The following is a 17,947-nucleotide window of genomic DNA, read 5'->3' as shown; positions in this document are numbered from 1 at the left end:
GGCCATGCATATTGATGAGATCAAAAAATACTGGGCGCTGCTCTCCCACCGCACCACGGCAAACTCCGCTGCCGCCAGGCCTGCTATTGAGAGGATCATCCGCCAATACAGCGCCAATGGACGTTATTACCATAATATCGATCATCTCAGCGACCTCATCTGCTTTCAGCAACAATATGCACCCCTTATCATGGACAACGACAGTATCATCTATGCCATTTATTTTCACGATATTATCTACAGGGTCACGCGGAAAGACAATGAGCTGAGAAGCGCCGAAGAAGCCGCCGCTTATTTAACCAAAGCCGGTTACCCTGAAGACAAAACCCAGAAGGTATACCGCTTCATTCTCGCCACCGCGGGCCACCAGAACCCATTGGCAGACCCCGACCTGGATTTCCTGCTGGACTTCGACCTGCACATCCTTGGCGCGCTGCCCGACCGCTACGACGCGTATACGAAACAGATCAGGAAAGAATTCGACATATACCCCGGCTTCATGTACCGCAGGGGGCGCAAAAGAGTGCTGCAGCATTTCCTGGCGCAGCCGGGCATTTACCGCACTGCTATTTTCCGTGAAAAGTATGAATTGAAGGCAAGGGAGAACCTTGAACGGGAGCTGGAATCGCTTTGACGGTCATTTGAAGATCGCCGGAAGAATGGTCTTCTTCAGCTTAAAGCGCTTTACTATGCTGAGACGCAGGTTACCCGTCCCGAAAGTCTGGCTGGTGCGGGGCACGGGTGTTCCGCCGCGTGTAGACATGTCTGTATAATGCACGCCGAAATAATAATAGCTGGAATTGTAGCCTGCAGCGAATCTCACGGTGCGGTTGAGCTGCCAGTTAAAACCGCTTTCGCGGGGGCGCCCGTCGCCGAAGCGGAAAACAGTGCGGTTGGCGCCTACGCTGCCGGCCAGGGAAGCGGTCACAAAGAAATGTTTCGCTATCACCAGCGTATAAGCGTAACCGGCGTTAACGGCCAGGCTGAGCTGGGATGTCCGGGTGAAGGGAAGGCCGTCGTAAAAACCGTCTTCCTGCGCCGCAACGGGCGCCAGGGCTGAATCGCCGCGCATCTCCCATACGAAGACTTCAGCGCCGGCCAGGAAGGAGCCCGCGCTTTTCTTCTGGTATTCATTCTGCAGGAAAGCAGCGCGGTAGGAAAAACGCTCGTCGTTGAAGATATACTGCACATTCAACCCCAGGTCCCGGTTGATGATATCCGGCCGGAAAGAAATCGCCGGTATCACTACGGCGCTTTTGGCATCGGCAGCCTCATAAAAACCTTTGTAGTACTGCGCGTAGAAATCTACAGCCAGCTTACGCAGGTAAAGATGCGATTGCAGATCGAGAAACTTCGTTTTGCCATATTTGTCATCATCGTTGTTAATAAAAGGAAGATCGAACGCAAAGTTGAGGCCCAGCCATTTGTAATTGAAGCCAAAGCCCACGTTGTTGCTGGCATTGGGACGATAACGCACTTCCTCGTCGATCCGGTTGTCGCGCATGTCCCAGTAGGTGTATTTGCGGGTGCCCAGCAACCTGACGGTAAGGTCGTTCGTATGATCTTCCACGTAATTGCTGTCATTAGCAGTACGCAGCCATTTAAGTATGGAATTCTCCTGGGCCTTCGCAGCGCCTGAACAGAGCAACAGGATCAGTATCCACGCAAGAACGGGTAATTTCATAAACAGTCTGTAGGTCCTTTAAATATACAATCAGTCCGGCAATTCGATCACTTCAAGGTTTTTGATCTCACCATTCAGCAGGTCGAACCGCACGAGTGTTTTTACTTTATGCCAGCCCTGCTTCCCGCAGGCGCCGGGATTAATGTGTAACAATTGTAATGCCGGATCGGGAATTACTTTAAGGATGTGGGAATGCCCGGTAATAAATAGTTTCGGGCGCTTTTGCTGAATGTATGGTTTTATTTCCGGGGTGTACCTGGGCGGATAACCCCCAATATGCGTCATCCACACTTTCACGCCTTCGCAAATGAACAGGGCATGTTCGGGGTAGCGTGCCCTCAGTTCATGCCCGTCGATATTGCCATACACTGCCCTGAAAGGCTTAAAGGCTTCCATCTGGTCCGCCAGTTCAACGCTGCCGATATCGCCGGCATGCCATACCTGGTCTACATTCTCAAAATAATGGAACACTTTCGGATGGAGGTACCCATGCGTGTCAGACATCAAACCGATCTTCATCCTGCGAATGTAGAAAACTATCTTGTAAAATAATTCATCACCACTTCAAACACCAGCGACGCCGCCAGTTTGGCCGTGCGCTGGTCCTGGTCCAGGGAAGGGTTTAGCTCCGCGATGTCTGTGCCGGCCAGCTTGCCGCTCCGCAGCACGGTCCTGAAACAATCGAGGAAGAGCGCATCCGGCACGAGGCCGTTGTAGGCGGTGGCGCTCACGCCGGGCGCGTAGGGCGCGGCAAATACGTCGAGGCAGGTGGTGAGGTAGATGCGGTCCGTGCGCTGGATAAACGCCTGGATGGCACCGATCAGCTGGTCGTGGTACTTTTGCTGGAACAGGGATGCCGGGAGGTGATCTGCGCCGGAATTTTCCGCGGCCTGGAACAGCTTCGGCGTGTTGCTGTTCTGCTGTATGCCCAGCGCCAGGTAATGAAAGGGGACCTTCGCCGCATGCCGTTCCTGCGCTATCTGCCAGAAGCCGGTGCCGGAGCTGGGACCGTTCTCATCAGGTTCCCTGATGTCGAAATGCGCGTCGAAGTTGATGATGCCGGTTTGCCGGCCGTTGAAAAAATGACGGATGCCTTTTTCATGCCCGTATGCTACTTCGTGCCCGCCGCCGAAAACAACAGGCAGGTAACCTGCTTCCAGTATGTGGCCTACCGTTGCAGCCAATGCATCCTGCGCCATTTCGAGCTGGCGGTCTTCGCAGGTAATGGTTCCCGCATCGGCCAGCACATGCCCGCTGAAATGCACCGGAAAATTGGAGCAGGCCTTTCTTAAAGCGGCAGGTCCTTCCGCAGCGCCAGTCCTGCCTTTGTTCCTGCGCACGCCTTCATCTGAAGCAAAGCCCAGGAACGCAATTCCTTTCCGGCCTGCAGTGAGCAATGGTAACGGATCACGGCTGAGGTCAACAGGCTGGACCAACTGGTGCCAGCGGAGCAGGCCCGGCTCTTCTCCATCCACCCTTCCCTGCCAGCTGCCTGGCATTGGTGGCTGATAACATACCAATGTCATAGGTGCTTGTTTTGATGTTAATTATTCACACATCGCCCCGTTCTTCCACACGAAAGCGGGTTTCATCCTTCCCTGGTAATACAGGATGTCGCGGTAATCGCGGCAGGGATAGGCCTGCAGGTCCGCGCCGCCGCGGGTTATGCCCAGCGCTTTATCTGCGCGGGAAGTGAGCGCCGCCAATACTTCAGCGGTGGATAATTTCTCCGCTGCGCTCATCACGGCAGCCTGCATCAGCAGATCGCCCATGGGCGCGGAACCGGGGTTCCAATCGCTGGCAATGGCCAGGCAGGCGCCCGCATCCAGCAGCTTGCGCGCAGGCGCATAATGCATGCCCAGGCCCAGCGACGCGCCGGGCAGCACAACAGCTACCGTATCTGAAGCAGCCAGCCTGCGTAAATCCTGCTCCGTAGATGCTTCAAGATGATCTGCGGACAAAGCGCCCGCTTCCACTGCAACGCCTGACCCGCCGCTGCTGAACTGGTCTGCATGCACTGTGAGCCGGAAGCCTTTGGCAGCGGCTTCTTTCAGGAACGACAATGAAGCGGCAACAGGAAAGGCTGTTTCTTCAATAAAAATATCCACTCTTTCACATAAATGCTCTTCCTGCAAGGCAGGCAGCAGTTCGCGCAGGATCCATTGCAGGTATGCTTTTTCGTCGCCGTCAAAATCACGGGGACGGATATGCGCAGCCAGGCAGGTGCTCACCAGCGAAGCTTTTGTATACAACCCGGCCTGGCGGATGGCGCGCAGCATGTTCAGTTCGGTTTCGAGGTTGAGGCCGTAACCGCTTTTGATCTCAATGGTGGTCACGCCGTCTTTGAGGTGGCGGTTGGTCCGTGCCACGGTATTTTCGGTAAGCTCGGTGATGTCCGCTTCGCGGGTTTTGGTAACCGAATCCCAGATACCGCCGCCTGCGCGCGCAATGTCCAGGTACGATTTGCCGGCGATGCGCATAGCGTAATCCCGGCTCCTGTTGCCGGCAAAACAAATATGCGTATGGCAGTCCGTAAACCCGGGCAGCAGTACCAGCGGCTCGTCCATGAACTCAAGATCCGCGCCGGGATGCTGTTTGCGCAGTTCGTTGAAGTTGCCGTAAGCATGCAGCTTCCCGTCCTGCACCAGCACGCCCGCATCTGCGATCACTTCCAGCATTTCATCGCGCAGGGGGCCTTTGAGCGGCAGGCCTGCTAACGGCAACGCCTGTATGAATGGGCCTATGAGCTTCATATGCTTGTTGTTTCAGGTTGATGTTATAACCCCAGCCCGAACTGGTCCCGCACTTCCAGGGCCTTTTCGTAACCGGCGTCTGCATGGCGGAAAATTCCCATCGCAGGATCGTTGTATAGCACGCGTTTCAGGCAGGCAGCCGCACGGTCTGTACCATCGGCCAGCACCACCATGCCCGCATGCTGCGAATAACCCATGCCCACGCCGCCGCCGTGATGGAAAGACACCCAGGTGGCGCCGCCGGCGGTGTTGCTCATGAGGTTCAGCAGCGTCCAGTCGGAAACCGCGTCTGACCCGTCTTTCATGGCTTCCGTTTCGCGGTTGGGCGATGCCACGGAGCCGCAGTCCAGGTGATCGCGGCCGATCACGATAGGCGCTTTTACTTTGCCGCTGCGCACCAGCTCATTGAAAATGAGCCCGGCCTTTTCCCTTTCGCCCATGCCCAGCCAGCAGATGCGCGCGGGCAATCCCTGGAAGGCCACACGCTCCTGCGCTTTTTGCAGCCAGTTGTGCAGCGGCTTGTTATCAGGAAATGCGTCTATCAGCGCACGGTCTGTCGTATAAATATCTTCGGGATCGCCGGAAAGGGCCACCCATCTGAACGGGCCTTTGCCTTCGCAGAACAGCGGGCGGATGTAAGCGGGCGTAAAACCGGGGAAATCAAATGCATGGCTTTCCCCGCCTTCCTTCGCGAACTCGCGCAGGTTGTTGCCGTAGTCGAATGTAACGGATCCGCGCTTTTGCAGTTCCAGCATGAATCCTACGTGGCGGGCCATGCTTTTGAGCGATAGTTCCTTGTACTGCGCCGGGTCGCTTTTGCGGAGCGATGCAGCTTCGGCAAGACTTAATCCATTCGGCACATAACCGTTCACGGGGTCATGCGCGGAGGTTTGATCGGTAAGGATGTCCGGTATGATATTATCTGCCAGCAGCTTTTCCAGCATATCACCGGCATCGCTTACCAGGCCTATTGAAACCGCTTCACCTTTCGCCTGTGCGTCGTTGATCCATTGCACGGCTTCTTCGTAGGAATGCGTCATCCGGTCCAGGTACTTCGTGTCTATGCGTTTTTGCAAACGTGCCGGGTCTACATCAGCGCCGAGGAACGTTGCCCCGGCCATGGTGGCTGCCAGCGGCTGTGCGCCGCCCATCCCGCCGATGCCCGCGGTAACGAGCAGTTTGCCCTTCAGATCACCGCCGAAGTGCTGGCGGCCGCATTCCACAAAGGTTTCGTAGGTGCCCTGCAAAATGCCCTGTGTGCCGATGTAGATCCAGCTGCCCGCGGTCATTTGCCCGTACATCATCAGGCCTTTCGCGCGCAGTTCGTTGAAATGCTCCCAGGTGGCCCATTTGGGCACGAGGTTGCTGTTGGCCAACAGCACGCGCGGCGCTTGCGGATGCGTGCGCACAATGCCTACCGGCTTGCCGGATTGTACCAAAAGAGAATGTTCTTCGTCCAGCGTGAGCAGGCTTTGAATGATCTGCTGCAGTGCTTCGCGATTGCGCGCCGCCTGGCCGATGCCGCCGTAAACGACCAGCTCGTCCGGGTTTTCGGCTACTTCGTGGTCCAGGTTATTGAGCAGCATGCGCAGGGGCGCTTCGGTCTGCCAGCTGCGCGCATGCAGCTCTGTGCCGCGCGGGGCTTTATAATGCGGATGCGCCGCATACGTGTTAAGAAAGTCTGAATTGTTCTTCATACGAACCGTTTAAATTGATCTGGTGAGCCGCAGCCGCTTCGTTGGCCGCGCGTACAAAAGACTGGTCTGCAATGACCTTATGTAAAATATTGATATCGTTGGCGAAGATGCGGTCTTTCCGCGCAAAGCTTACCCTGCTGCGCACGAACTGCTGGCAGGCTTCCAGTACCGGCGCGGATTTCAGCGGCCTTCTGAAATCTATTGCCTGCGTCGCATACAGCAATTCGATAGCGAGGACGTATTCAAGATTGCCGATGATCTGCACCAGCTTGCGCCCGCTGATGGAACCCATAGACACATGATCTTCCTGCCCGAGCGAAGTGGGCACACTGTCTGCGCTGGCGGGGAAGCAGAGCGTTTTATTCTCCGTTACCAGCGCCGCGGTGGTGTATTGCGGGATCATAAAACCGGAGTTCAGGCCCGCATCTTCGATCAGTAATTTCGGTAATCCAAAGCGCCCTTCGATCATCATATAACAGCGGCGGTCCGAAATATTGCCCAGCTCCGCAGCCGCTACTGCAGCATAATCCAGCGGGAGCGCCAGGGGCTGGCCGTGGAAGTTGCCGCCGCTGATGGTGTCTGTTTCGGAGAAGATGATGGGATTATCTGTGACTGCATTCAGTTCTATGGTTGTAAGGTCCAGCAGATGCTTCCAGGCGGTGCGGGAAGCGCCGTGCACCTGCGGGATGCAGCGCAGGGAATACGGGTCCTGCACGCGGCCGCAGTCCGCATGCGAGGCCATGATCTCGGAACCTTTCAATAACGTATCCAGGCGCTGGGCTACCAGTTGATTGCCGGCGTAGGGCCGTATGGCGTGCAGCCGCGGGTCGAAGGGTTTGGCAGTGCCCATGAGCCCTTCCAGTGAAAGCGCGCCGATGATGTCCGCGGCTTCCAGCGCGTTGTACAGCTTAGCCACGGCGGTAACGGCAAAGGAAAGAATGAACTGCGTGCCGTTGATCAGCGCCAGCCCTTCCTTGGGGCCCAGCACTACCGGCTGCTTCTGTTCCAGCTGCAATACCTCAGCCATGGGCAATACGCGGCCTTTGTAATACACATCCCCCAGGCCAATGAGCGGCAGGAAGAGATGCGATAATGGAGCGAGGTCGCCCGAAGCGCCTACGCTTCCTTTCTCCGGCACCAGCGGTGTAATGCGCTCATCGATGTGCCAGATGATGCGTTCTACCGTGGCGGGGTTCACGCCGGAGTAGCCCTGCGCAAGGGCCTGCACTTTGGTAATGAGCATCAGCCGCGCCACCTCTTCAGGGATGGGCGCGCCCACGCCTACGCTGTGGCTTTGAAGAATGTTGTATTGCAGCGCCCGCGTGTCTTCTTCGGAGATCTTCGTGTCGCATAAAGGCCCGAAGCCCGTGTTGACGCCATAAACCGTTCTGTGCTCCTGCACAATGGCCTGCACGTGTGCGTGACTGGTGTTGATGCGCTGCATCACGGCTGGTGAGATGACCCCGCGGATGCGCCCTGCTGCAATATCCAGGGCTGTAGTTACCGTCAGGCGGTCTTCGCCGTATTTGAATACCTGGCTCATGAATGGATTGTTTTGGTGTGGATGGGCATGGCACGCATGATGCGCCCGGCCAGCGGATCGTTTTCCACCGCCCGTTCCAGCGCGCCGATGGCTTCCAGTATTTTGCTGCTTTGTTTGTTTTCCGATACAAGCTCTTCCATGGCCGCTTCTATTCCTTTCCATACAGGCAGCACTTCCTGCAGCAGCTCTGTCCCTTTTTTGGTGAGCATCACCCACTGGCGGCGGCCGTCTTCCTCGCAGCGGCTCGTTTTTACCAGCCCTTTCTTTTTGAGGTTGGTGATCAGCTGGCTGACGGCGGAGTGGGATACTTCCAGCTCATTGGAAATATCCATCAGGGTAAGCTGGCTTTTGCTTTGCAGGAGGTAGAACAGCGGGAACCAGCTGGCATCGAAGGCAATACCGGCCTGTGCGTATACTTTGTTGACCTCTGCGAGGAAGTATTCGCTTAGGCGCCTGAGCCGGCTGCCGAATATCAGGTAACCGAGTTTTGGATAGAAGCTCATGTAAATTATATAAGTGCTTATATAATTACAATATTAAGAAATCCGGCACATACTGCCCGGATTTTTCAGGGTTTATTTTTTCTTAACATCGAACCAAACTTCGGATTTGTCTTCTACGTCTCCATTGTAGTTAATGGAAAGCTCCTCGCCTTTTTTGATAGCGCGGCGTGTTTTGATGGCCATGGTCTCGGCGTCAAAATCCATTTCATACTCGCAATTGGGCTCGTAAGCGTGGTTGTAGATGGAGCAAAAGCCAAGAGCAATACAGGAGCGGGTTTCCCTTACACCCCAGAGGAAGATGTAATTGTGCAGCTTTGTTTTATCCACGATGCCGGTATCCGAGTTGGATAAAACGAGCACGGGAGAAACTTCGATGACGGTGCCAGCAGGGATGGGTTCGTTGGTGAAAACACCACGGCCTTTTTCTTTTGTCTTTTGAATGTACAAGTACGGCTTGATCATAAAAACTCACTAAATAATAAGAAGGCGTAAAATAACACTAATACCGCCAGTTATCAAAATAACGATGAATGATATTATTTTTGCAGGTATGATCAACTATAACCCGCGCGACTGGTTCACCTTTATTTTTCGCATCCATCAGGCAGACACGGTAAAAAAGCTGTTCCCCATGTTCATTGCCATGGCGGTGTACTCTACTGCCATTGCCTGGCTGGAACTGGAAGTATTTAAACTTTCAGAGAAGGACCATATCAAAAATATCACCAGCATGCATGGGCTGCTGGGCTTCGTGATCTCGCTGCTGCTCGTGTTCCGCACCAATACGGCCTACGACCGCTGGTGGGAGGGCCGCAGGCAGTGGGGCGCCCTGGTGAACAACAGCCGTAACCTGGCCATTAAGATACAGGCGATGTTGCCTCACGGCCACCCCGCTGTGGCTTTTTTCCGCAACATGATCCCCAATTACGCCTATGCCCTGAAAGACCACCTGAGGGGCGAACATCATCCCGGTAAAATGGAAGGTCTCAGCGAAGAAGACAAAACAAAACTGGCTACGGGCATTCATATCCCAAATTATATTGCCACGCTAATATTAAAGAAAGCCAATGAACTGTACCGCCAGCAGGTCATTTCCGGCGAGCAGCTGATCACCATCAGCGCGCAGCTGGAATCGTTTACGGACATTTGCGGCGCCTGCGAACGGATCAAGAATACGCCGATCCCTTTCTCCTACAGCGTGTTCCTGAAAAAGTTCATCTTTTTTTACGTGATGACGCTGCCCATGGGATATGTATTCGGCCTGGGTTACCTCGTGGTGCCCATGGTGGTGTTCATCTTCTACGTACTGGCCAGCCTTGAGCTGATCGCGGAAGAGATCGAAGACCCTTTCGGCAAGGACGCCAACGACCTGCCTACGGAAACGATCAGCGCCAATATCCGCAAGCACGTACAGGAGATATTGTAATTGCCTATTTTCGCCCAAGAGTCAGGAGATTATGGAAAACACCGCATTACTGGAAAGGTTTGAACAATTGATCAAAGAGCAGGACCACCGGGAGCTGAAAGCTTTCCTGGACGACCAGCTCATTACAGACATTGCAGAGCTGATCTACGAACTGCCCGACGATGCGATAGAGATCATCAATCACCTTACCCTTGGCCGCGCGGCCGCGGCTTTCAGGATCCTGGAATTCCCCACGCAGGAAGACATTATCCGCGCCCTGCCCGCACATAAAACAGCCGAGCTGCTCAACGAGCTGCCCCCTGACGACCGCACTGCCTTCCTCCAGGAACTGCCCAGCCAGGCCGTACAGGAGCTCATCAAACTGCTGGACCCCGAAGAAAGGAAAGTGACCCTTTCCCTGCTGGGTTACAAGGAAAACAGCGTAGGCCGCATCATGACGCCGGACTACATTGCCGCAAAAGCTCACTGGACCGTATCGCAGGTGCTGAGCCACATCCGCATGTACGGCCGCGATTCAGAAACCATCGACGTGATCTATATTATCGACGACGAAGGTAAGCTGCTGGACGATTTCCGGATCCGGGAATTCCTGCTCGTACAGCCGGACACCGTGGTGGAAACGCTCATGGACGACCGCTTTGTGGCGCTGCAGGTAAACGACGACCAGGAAGAAGCCATCCAGGTGTTCAGGCTCGAAAACCGTGTAGCCCTGCCCGTAACCGACGACAACGGCGTGATGCTGGGCATCGTAACGATAGACGACATCCTCTGGATCGCGAATGAAGAACATACCGAAGACATCCAGAAGATCGGCGGTACCGAAGCGCTGGACGAACCTTACCTGGACATGCCCCTGCTGCGTCTAATCAAAAAGCGCGTGGGCTGGCTCGTGATATTATTCATCGGGGAAATGCTCACCGCTTCCGTGATGACCTATTTCGAGGACGAGATCGCCAAAGCCGTGGTGCTGGCGCTGTTCATCCCGCTTATTATTTCCAGCGGCGGCAACAGCGGCTCACAGGCTTCCACGCTCATTATACAGGCCATGGCCCTCGGGGAGCTTACCATCAGCGACTGGTGGCGGGTGATGCGGCGGGAAATCCTATCCGGCATTATGCTGGGCAGCGTGCTGGGGCTGATCGGTTTTATCCGCATCCTGGTCTGGAATTCTTTCTTTCATACCTATGGCGACCATACCATCCTCATCGGGCTTACGCTGGGCGTTTCCCTTATCGGCGTAGTACTGTGGGGCACACTATCGGGCTCCATGCTGCCTTTGATACTGAAACGCGCAGGTGCCGACCCGGCCAGCTCTTCCGCGCCTTTTGTAGCCACGCTGGTAGACGTTACCGGTTTGCTGATCTATTTCACGGTGGCATATGTTTTCCTGAAAGGGATTTTGTTGTAACGATAAGCCAACGTTGACCCGGAAAGACCGTCATTGCGAGAAGCAGCGGAGCCAAAGCGGGTGGGGCGACGAAGCAATCTCCGGTATTGAATGGGACGGCCCAATATCGGAGGAGATTGCTTCGCCGCACTTTCTGTTGCATAGTATTCTCTGCTGCTCCTCGCAATGACGTTTTTTGGGGCAATGACGTTCTAATACCGTTTTTCTATCAACTCCGCTTTTTTCAGCCCTTTATGAATAATGAAGAGGTTGCCATAATCCTTGTCTGCAATGGAATCCATTGCAGGCTTTGTATTGAAGCTTTTGAGCAGCGGGATGAGGGTGTTGCTGTGGCCGATCACGAGGATGCGTTTGCCCCAGTCCCCGCGGCGGCTGATCTCGTATAACAAGGATTCTCCCGTGGAATCAGGCTGGTAAAAAGCAGTGTCTACCCCGCCCAGGATGCGCAGCGAATCGCCCGTTTGCACCGTGCGTTTGAACGGCGTGGAATAAATACGGCTGACCGCTGAATCTTTCAGCAAACGGTACAGCTTCCCCGCCCGCAGCCTTCCTTCTTCCGTAAGGGTGGAATCACGCCCCGGATTTTTTTCCGCATGCCGCACCAGGAAGAAAGTGCCCGTCAGGAATGTGCTGTCTTCCGCCACCGGCGTCACTGCGCGCTCCGGCTTTTTCGGCTGGCCGCATGCAGCCATTATTCCCGCCAGCATCATACCGGCCATCATAATACGCATCATCGTGCTAGGGTTTGTTATTATCTTGTGGCAACAAATTAAAAAATTATTCACTATCAACCAATATGAACCCAGGTTAAATTGAACGGATGAAAAGAATATCACTCCTGGCCGCGGTTATCCTGCTTTCCGCCGCCACCTATGCCCAAACGCTGACCATTGAAAAGATCATGCGCGACCCGAAGTGGATCGGCACATCGCCGGACAATCTCTTCTGGGGCGCAGACGGTAAAACGGTATATTTTTCCTGGAACCCGGAAAAAGCCGCAGCAGACTCACTCTACAGCATCAGCGTTGCACAGCATCAGCCCCGCAAAACATTGCCCGCGGAGCGCCAGCACATCCAGGTAATGGCCAATGCCAGCTACAACGTTCCCCGCACGCAAATGGTGTACACCTGGCAGGGCGATGTGTTCCTCCGCGACATTGCCTCCGGCAAAGAAACGCGCATCACCCGCACGGCCGAGCTGGAAAGCGGCGCTGAATTCGGGTTTCATGACAGCCGCATTCTTTTCCGCCGCAACCGCAATATTTTCAGCTGGGAAATACAGACCGGCCTGATAGAACAGCTTACCGATTTCGTGAACGGCGCCAAACCCGCCGAACGTTCAGAGCGGCTGAACGCGCAGGATCAATTCCTGAAAGACCAGCAGCAGGAACTGTTCCAATCCATCAAAGAAAAAAAAGCGAAGTCCGACGCTGCGACCGCTTTCAACAAAAGCCTGCCCAAAAATGAGCAACTGCGCAGCCTTTACCTGGACGACCGCTCCCTCTCCGACGCCCGCGTAAGCCCGGACGGCCGCTTCATCGTATACCGTGTATTCCGCGAAGCGGCTGCCAGCAAAGGCGCCATGGTACCCAATTTCGTAACAGAAAGCGGTTTCACCGGCGAGCTGCGCACCAATGCCAAAGTAGGCACCCCGCAGCCTTCCTTCGAGTCCTTTGTATTCGACCGGCTGAACGATACCGTGATCGCCATCAAAACATCGGCGATCCCCGGCATCAACGATAAACCCGATTACCTCAAAGATTACCCGGGCAAAGACACGGTGAAAAGGGCTACGCGCGGCGTGATCATCAACGGGCCGTACTGGTCCGAAAAAGGCACGCACGGCATCGTGAACATCCGTTCGCAGGACAATAAAGACCGCTGGATCATGCTGCTGGACGCGGCTACCGGCACATTGAAGCCCCTGGACCGCCAGCGCGACGAAGCCTGGGTGGGCGGGCCCGGCATCAGCTGGGGAAGCCTGGGATGGATAGACGAGAACACCTGCTGGTTCCAGAGCGAAGCCACCGGCTATTCGCACCTGTATACCTTCAACGTTGCCACAGGACAGAAGAAGGCGCTTACGCAGGGCAACTACGAAGTACAGGAGACCGAGCTTTCCCATAACAAACAACATTTTTATATCACCACCAACGAAGTGCATCCCGGCGAAAAACAATTCTACCGCCTGCCTGTAACCGGCGGCAAGGCCGAACGCATCACTTCCATGACCGGCGCGCATACCGTGAGCATTTCACCCGATGAAAAATGGATCGCTTACCGTTATTCCGCTTCCAACAAACCCTGGGAACTGTATCTCCAGGAAAACAAAGCCGGCGCAAAACCGGTCCAGGTCACCAACCTCGCCATGACGGACGAGTTCAAGGCATATCCCTGGCGCGAGGCGAACGTGGTCACCTTCAAAGCCCGCGACAACCAAACCGTGCACGCACGTCTCTACACGCCCGATGCGGCCAAACGCAACGGCGCGGCCGTCGTCTTCGTACATGGTGCAGGCTACCTGCAAAACGCGCATAAATGGTGGAGCCAGTATTACCGCGAATACATGTTCCACAACCTGCTCACAGACCTGGGCTACACCGTGCTGGACATAGACTACCGCGGCAGCGCCGGTTACGGCAGGGATTGGCGCACCGGCATTTACCGGCACATGGGCGGCAAAGACCTTACCGACCAGGTGGACGGCGCGCGTTTCCTCGCTCAGCAGCATGGCGTGGACCCCAAGCGTATCGGCATTTACGGCGGCAGCTACGGCGGTTTCATTACCCTCATGGCCCTGTTCACCGCGCCAGACGATTTCGCGGCGGGCGCAGCGCTGCGGTCCGTTACAGACTGGGCGCATTACAACCACGGGTATACCTCCAACATCCTCAACGAGCCGTATACAGACAGCATCGCGTTCCGCCGCTCCTCTCCCATCTACTTCGCGGAAGGGCTCAAAGGCCACCTGCTGATGTGCCACGGAATGGTGGATACCAACGTTCATTTCCAGGATATCGTGCGCCTCTCGCAGCGCCTGATAGAGCTGGGGAAAAACAACTGGGAACTGGCCGTTTATCCCGTGGAAGACCACGGCTTCACCGAGCCCGCCAGCTGGACCGACGAATACAAACGCATCCTCCGCCTCTTCAACGGGGTGCTTTTACAAAAATAAACCGGGGCCTCAGCCCCTCAAAATACCAGTATTGCAGTGCCTTTCAGGGCACTGCAATCTTTTTTTCAGTATATTTGAAAGCATCATCATCCCCGGGGATCCTATCATGAAATACTTGCAAAGAAGCGTACTGGTGTGCCTGCTCCTGGCCATGTGCAGCGCAGCGTTTGCGCAAAGCGGCCAGAAATACCAGGGCCTTCTCTGGGAAATAACCGGCAACAACCTGGCGAAGCCCTCTTACCTTTTCGGCACCATGCATGTGAGTAACAAGCTCGCGTTCCATCTCAGCGATTCCTTTTACCACTGCATCCGCAATGCAGACGTGGTTTCCCTCGAAACAGACCCGCAGCAGTTACAGGAAGATTTTTCCAAAAGCAAGATGCTCAAGCTCAGCAGCAGCTACATGACCACCATGAGCCGCCGCTCGCTGATGCCTAAAGACGCTTTCACCATCAGCTCCTATGGAGACCTCGTGCGGAATGGCCTCACTTACCGGCCTGAAATGATCAACCACCTGCTGTACCGCTCCTTCAGCTCGCAGGAAGATTTTGAAGAAGATACTTTCCTCGACATGTACATCTACCAGGTAGGCAGCAAGCTCGGCAAAAGGGCTACCGGCGTGGAAAGTTTTGAAGAATCGGAAAGGCTGATGCTGGAAGCCTACCGCGATGCGGCGAAAGAAGCAAAGACCCGGAAGAACAACACTTCCACCTACGATATCAGCCCGGCGGAAACACGCAACCTCCTCAACGACGCCTACCGCCGCGGCGACCTGGACCTGCTGGATTCCCTTTCCAACAAACAGAACAGCTCTCCCGCTTTCCTGGAAAAATTCCTTTACAAGCGCAATGAGAACATGTTCATAGCCATCGATTCCATTATCCGGAGATCGAGCCTGTTTGCAGGCGTGGGCGCCGCGCACCTGCCCGGGGAAAGAGGGCTGATACATATGCTCCGCAAAGCCGGTTATACCGTGAGGCCCATCAGTATTACGAACCGGGACAGCGAGCAGAAAGACCAGCTGGAAAAGATGAAAGCGCCCGTCGTGTTCCGGCCTTATGTTTCAGATGATGGCTGGATACAAGCCGAGCTGCCCGGCAAGCTGTATAATTTCAGCAATCTCACCATGCTGCAGCAACTGCAATATGCAGACCTTGCGAACGGCGCGTATTACCTCGTGAGCCGCATCAAGACCAACGCACTCAGCCTGGGGCAGTCCGAGCAGGACGTGCTGCAGAAGATAGACAGCCTGCTGTACGAGAACATTCCCGGCAAGATCATTTCACGGCAGCAGATCAAAAACAGCGGCTACACCGGTTTCGACATCCGCAACCGCACCCGCCGCGGCGATCTCCAGCGTTACCATATTTTCGCCACACCCTTCGAGATATTCATTTTCAAGATCAGCGGCAACGGGGAATACGCCGCGGGCGAAGAGGCAGACCGCTTCTTTGCATCCATCCGGCTGAAACCAATGCCCATGCCAGACTGGAGCATTTACCACCCCGCGGAAGGCAGCTTCTCCGTGAAGCTCCCCCATCAACCCGTTCATTCCAACAACGTGGCCCTCCGCTCCATGAGTAAAAGACAGGAGTACGAAGCGCTCGACAAAAAAACAGGCAACAGCTATCTCATCATCCGCAAGAACATACAGGATTACAGCATGCTTGAAGAAGATACCGTGGAGCTGAGCTTCGCGGAAGAAAGCTTCCAGCAGTCGCAGTTCATCAAACAGCAGAAAAGCAGGCGGCTGTTCACCTGGCTCGGCCACCCCTGCCTGGAGATCGTGAACCAGAATACAGACAATAGCTTCACCCAAACACGTTTCCTGCTGCAGGGCGCGAATTATTACGTGCTCTCTGCCCGCTACCAGCAAGATAAAAAGACCGCGCAGGAATTTTTCGACACCTTCACCCTCCGGAACCCGCAGTATAAAAATTTCCAGGCGCATAAGGACACTGCGTTATATTTCTCCGTACAAACCGCCGTGAAAGGCGAAGACAGGGACGTTGCCGAAGAATTCGCCGGGAATGGCAATGACGGGGATGAAGAAGAATATACAGACTACCTCTACAGTGTGAAAGAACAGAAATTCCAGTCAGACAGCACAGGGGAAACCGTTCATGTCAGCTTCCAGAAGATACACCGGTACTACAGCGTGAAAGACAGCGCCGAATACTGGAACAATAAAGAAAAAAGCCTTTCCAACAACGGCGACCTCGTTGTATACGCAAAAAAATACGAGAAGCTGCCTGGATGGGAAAGCTGTTTGTACCAAATGCGCGACACCAACAGCACAAAGAATTTCCTGTATAAAGTTTTCCTGCGCAAAGGCGCTGTATATACCCTGTCGTCCATCACAGACAATATCAGCGGTCCATCGGCCTTCATCACCACTTTTTACGACACCTTTACGCCGGAAGACACGCTGGCAGGCACTTCCATCTACCGCAGCAAAACGCCGCTTTTGCTGGAGGATTTTTACAGCAAAGACAGCGTTTTCCGCAAACAGGCCCGCCAGTCTATCGTCAACGTCAACTACCGGGATGAGGACGCGCCCGCGCTGATCAGGATGATCAAAGGCTGGAGCGCTTCCGAAAAGAATTATTTTGAAGTAAAGAACGACCTGGTAGAACAGCTCGGCACTATCAAACACCCGGACATACTGCCTTTCCTGCGCCAGGCTTACCAGGCGGCCAACGACACATCTTCCCTCCAGTTCAGCATCCTCACCGCTTTGCTTCACCAGCAAACCCGCGAAGCGCACGATGTGTTCAGGGAACTGGTATTGAAGGAAATACCTGTTTTCGGTGAAATGAACCAGCCCTCGGGCCTCTTCACGCCGCTCTACGACTCCCTCCGGCTCAGCGCCGCCCTGTTTCCCGACCTGATGCAATTCACCGCCCTCACCGACTACAAGAACCAGGTGTACACCCTGCTGTCTGAACTGGCGGATAGCGGCTACATCAGTCCTGGGGTCTACAAAGAACAGGTCAACCAGATCGCTTTCGACGCGCGTGTGCACCTGCAGAAACAATTATCGCGCGAGCAGGAGGCAAACGGACACGACGAAGAAACCGAATTGTCTATAGAAGCAGCCAATTACGAAAACTACCCGCTCCACAATTTCGCGGTGATGCTACTGCCCTACCGGAACACCAACAAGAATGCGGAACGTTTTTTCGCCCGCTATGAAACCATGAAGAACAGCGGCCAGCAGATACTGCGCGCACAGCTATACCTGCGCAACAAGCTCCCCGTGGCAGACAGCCTGCTGGAAGACATTGCCGGCCGTGAAAAATATCGCGTGAAGCTGTGGGAAGCGCTGGAAAAGATCGGCATGACAGGCAAATTCCCCGCAAAATACGCCAAACAGGAATCCATTGCCCGCAGCATATTGTACACCACGGAAAGCTACGACACCAGGATAGACACCCTCGTGCTGCTGGCCAAGCAGCAAACCATGCACCGCTTCCGCAAGGGGACCGTTTATATTTATAAATACCGCAAAAAAGAGAGCGACCGCTGGTTGCTGGCCGTGAGCGGCATGCAGCCGGAGAACGGGAAAGAGCTGAGCGCAGCGGATGCGCTTACCCAGCTTACGGAACTGCCTTTCCTGGCGGATAAGCCCTGGCAGGAGCAGTTCACCAAAGCGATCAGGCATGTAAAATACCGCAACCGGTACGGCTGGGGGCCCGGAAGCCAGTCATATGATATGGACTGATGAAAGAGGCTGCCAGCGCGGCCTCTTTTTTTAT

General features: G+C 54.9%; 14 protein-coding genes. 5 read left to right on the top strand and 9 right to left on the bottom strand.

Features of this window, described 5'->3' with window-relative positions:
- The first annotated feature begins 4 nt into the window (after positions 1 to 4).
- A complete protein-coding gene (locus R3I13_RS20835; RefSeq protein ID WP_346319906.1) occupies positions 5 to 634 on the top strand; it encodes a hypothetical protein in 630 nt (209 codons plus the stop codon).
- 3 nt (positions 635 to 637) lie between these two features.
- On the opposite strand, the gene R3I13_RS20830 is transcribed toward R3I13_RS20835, so the two are convergent.
- The 8 genes from R3I13_RS20830 to R3I13_RS20795 all read right to left on the bottom strand — a co-directional run bounded on the left by R3I13_RS20830 (position 638) and on the right by R3I13_RS20795 (position 8,642).
- Positions 638 to 1,684 carry a DUF4421 domain-containing protein gene (locus R3I13_RS20830; RefSeq protein ID WP_346319905.1) on the bottom strand — a complete coding sequence of 349 codons (1,047 nt, stop codon included), beginning with the start codon at positions 1,682 to 1,684 and terminating at the stop codon, positions 638 to 640.
- Between the two features lie 30 nt (positions 1,685 to 1,714).
- Positions 1,715 to 2,203 carry a metallophosphoesterase family protein gene (locus R3I13_RS20825; protein WP_346319904.1) on the bottom strand — a complete coding sequence of 163 codons (489 nt, stop codon included), beginning with the start codon at positions 2,201 to 2,203 and terminating at the stop codon, positions 1,715 to 1,717.
- Positions 2,204 to 2,220: 17 nt separating this feature from the next.
- Positions 2,221 to 3,210, bottom strand: a complete 990-nt coding sequence (gene hutG / locus R3I13_RS20820; RefSeq protein WP_346319903.1) for a formimidoylglutamase — start codon at positions 3,208 to 3,210, stop codon at positions 2,221 to 2,223.
- Between the two features lie 21 nt (positions 3,211 to 3,231).
- On the bottom strand, positions 3,232 to 4,437 hold the full coding sequence (gene hutI, locus R3I13_RS20815; RefSeq protein ID WP_346319902.1) for an imidazolonepropionase: 1,206 nt from the start codon (positions 4,435 to 4,437) through the stop codon (positions 3,232 to 3,234).
- Between the two features lie 23 nt (positions 4,438 to 4,460).
- On the bottom strand, positions 4,461 to 6,134 hold the full coding sequence (gene hutU, locus R3I13_RS20810; RefSeq protein WP_346319901.1) for a urocanate hydratase: 1,674 nt from the start codon (positions 6,132 to 6,134) through the stop codon (positions 4,461 to 4,463).
- Positions 6,109 to 7,677, bottom strand: coding sequence for a histidine ammonia-lyase (gene hutH / locus R3I13_RS20805; RefSeq protein ID WP_346319900.1), 1,569 nt, complete (start codon positions 7,675 to 7,677; stop codon positions 6,109 to 6,111). The genes hutU and hutH overlap by 26 nt, the downstream gene beginning before the upstream one ends.
- Positions 7,674 to 8,180, bottom strand: coding sequence for a MarR family transcriptional regulator (locus R3I13_RS20800; protein ID WP_346319899.1), 507 nt, complete (start codon positions 8,178 to 8,180; stop codon positions 7,674 to 7,676). The genes hutH and R3I13_RS20800 overlap by 4 nt, the downstream gene beginning before the upstream one ends.
- Before the next feature lie 72 nt (positions 8,181 to 8,252).
- Entirely contained in the window at positions 8,253 to 8,642 is a 390-nt protein-coding gene (locus tag R3I13_RS20795) for an SET domain-containing protein (protein ID WP_346319898.1), read from the bottom strand.
- A 64-nt stretch (positions 8,643 to 8,706) separates the two neighbouring features.
- Here R3I13_RS20795 and R3I13_RS20790 point away from each other — a divergent pair, with 64 nt between their 5' ends.
- Together R3I13_RS20790 and mgtE are read left to right on the top strand one after the other, a co-directional pair.
- On the top strand, positions 8,707 to 9,606 hold the full coding sequence (locus R3I13_RS20790; RefSeq protein ID WP_346319897.1) for a bestrophin family ion channel: 900 nt from the start codon (positions 8,707 to 8,709) through the stop codon (positions 9,604 to 9,606).
- A gap of 31 nt (positions 9,607 to 9,637) precedes the next feature.
- Entirely contained in the window at positions 9,638 to 11,014 is a 1,377-nt protein-coding gene (gene mgtE / locus R3I13_RS20785; RefSeq protein WP_346319896.1) for a magnesium transporter, read from the top strand.
- 191 nt (positions 11,015 to 11,205) lie between these two features.
- Here the strand turns inward: mgtE and R3I13_RS20780 are convergent, their stop codons facing one another.
- Positions 11,206 to 11,748 carry a histidine phosphatase family protein gene (locus R3I13_RS20780; RefSeq protein ID WP_346319895.1) on the bottom strand — a complete coding sequence of 181 codons (543 nt, stop codon included), beginning with the start codon at positions 11,746 to 11,748 and terminating at the stop codon, positions 11,206 to 11,208.
- Positions 11,749 to 11,834: 86 nt separating this feature from the next.
- Here R3I13_RS20780 and R3I13_RS20775 point away from each other — a divergent pair, with 86 nt between their 5' ends.
- Together R3I13_RS20775 and R3I13_RS20770 are read left to right on the top strand one after the other, a co-directional pair.
- On the top strand, positions 11,835 to 14,189 hold the full coding sequence (locus R3I13_RS20775) for a prolyl oligopeptidase family serine peptidase (RefSeq protein ID WP_346319894.1): 2,355 nt from the start codon (positions 11,835 to 11,837) through the stop codon (positions 14,187 to 14,189).
- 106 nt (positions 14,190 to 14,295) lie between these two features.
- Positions 14,296 to 17,913, top strand: coding sequence for a TraB/GumN family protein (locus R3I13_RS20770; RefSeq protein ID WP_346319893.1), 3,618 nt, complete (start codon positions 14,296 to 14,298; stop codon positions 17,911 to 17,913).
- Positions 17,914 to 17,947: the final 34 nt, after the last annotated feature.

The sequence above is a fragment of the Chitinophaga sp. YIM B06452 genome (assembly GCF_039655965.1).
In the GTDB taxonomy this organism is placed as follows: domain Bacteria; phylum Bacteroidota; class Bacteroidia; order Chitinophagales; family Chitinophagaceae; genus Chitinophaga.
This window is presented reverse-complemented; position numbering and strand designations above follow the sequence as displayed.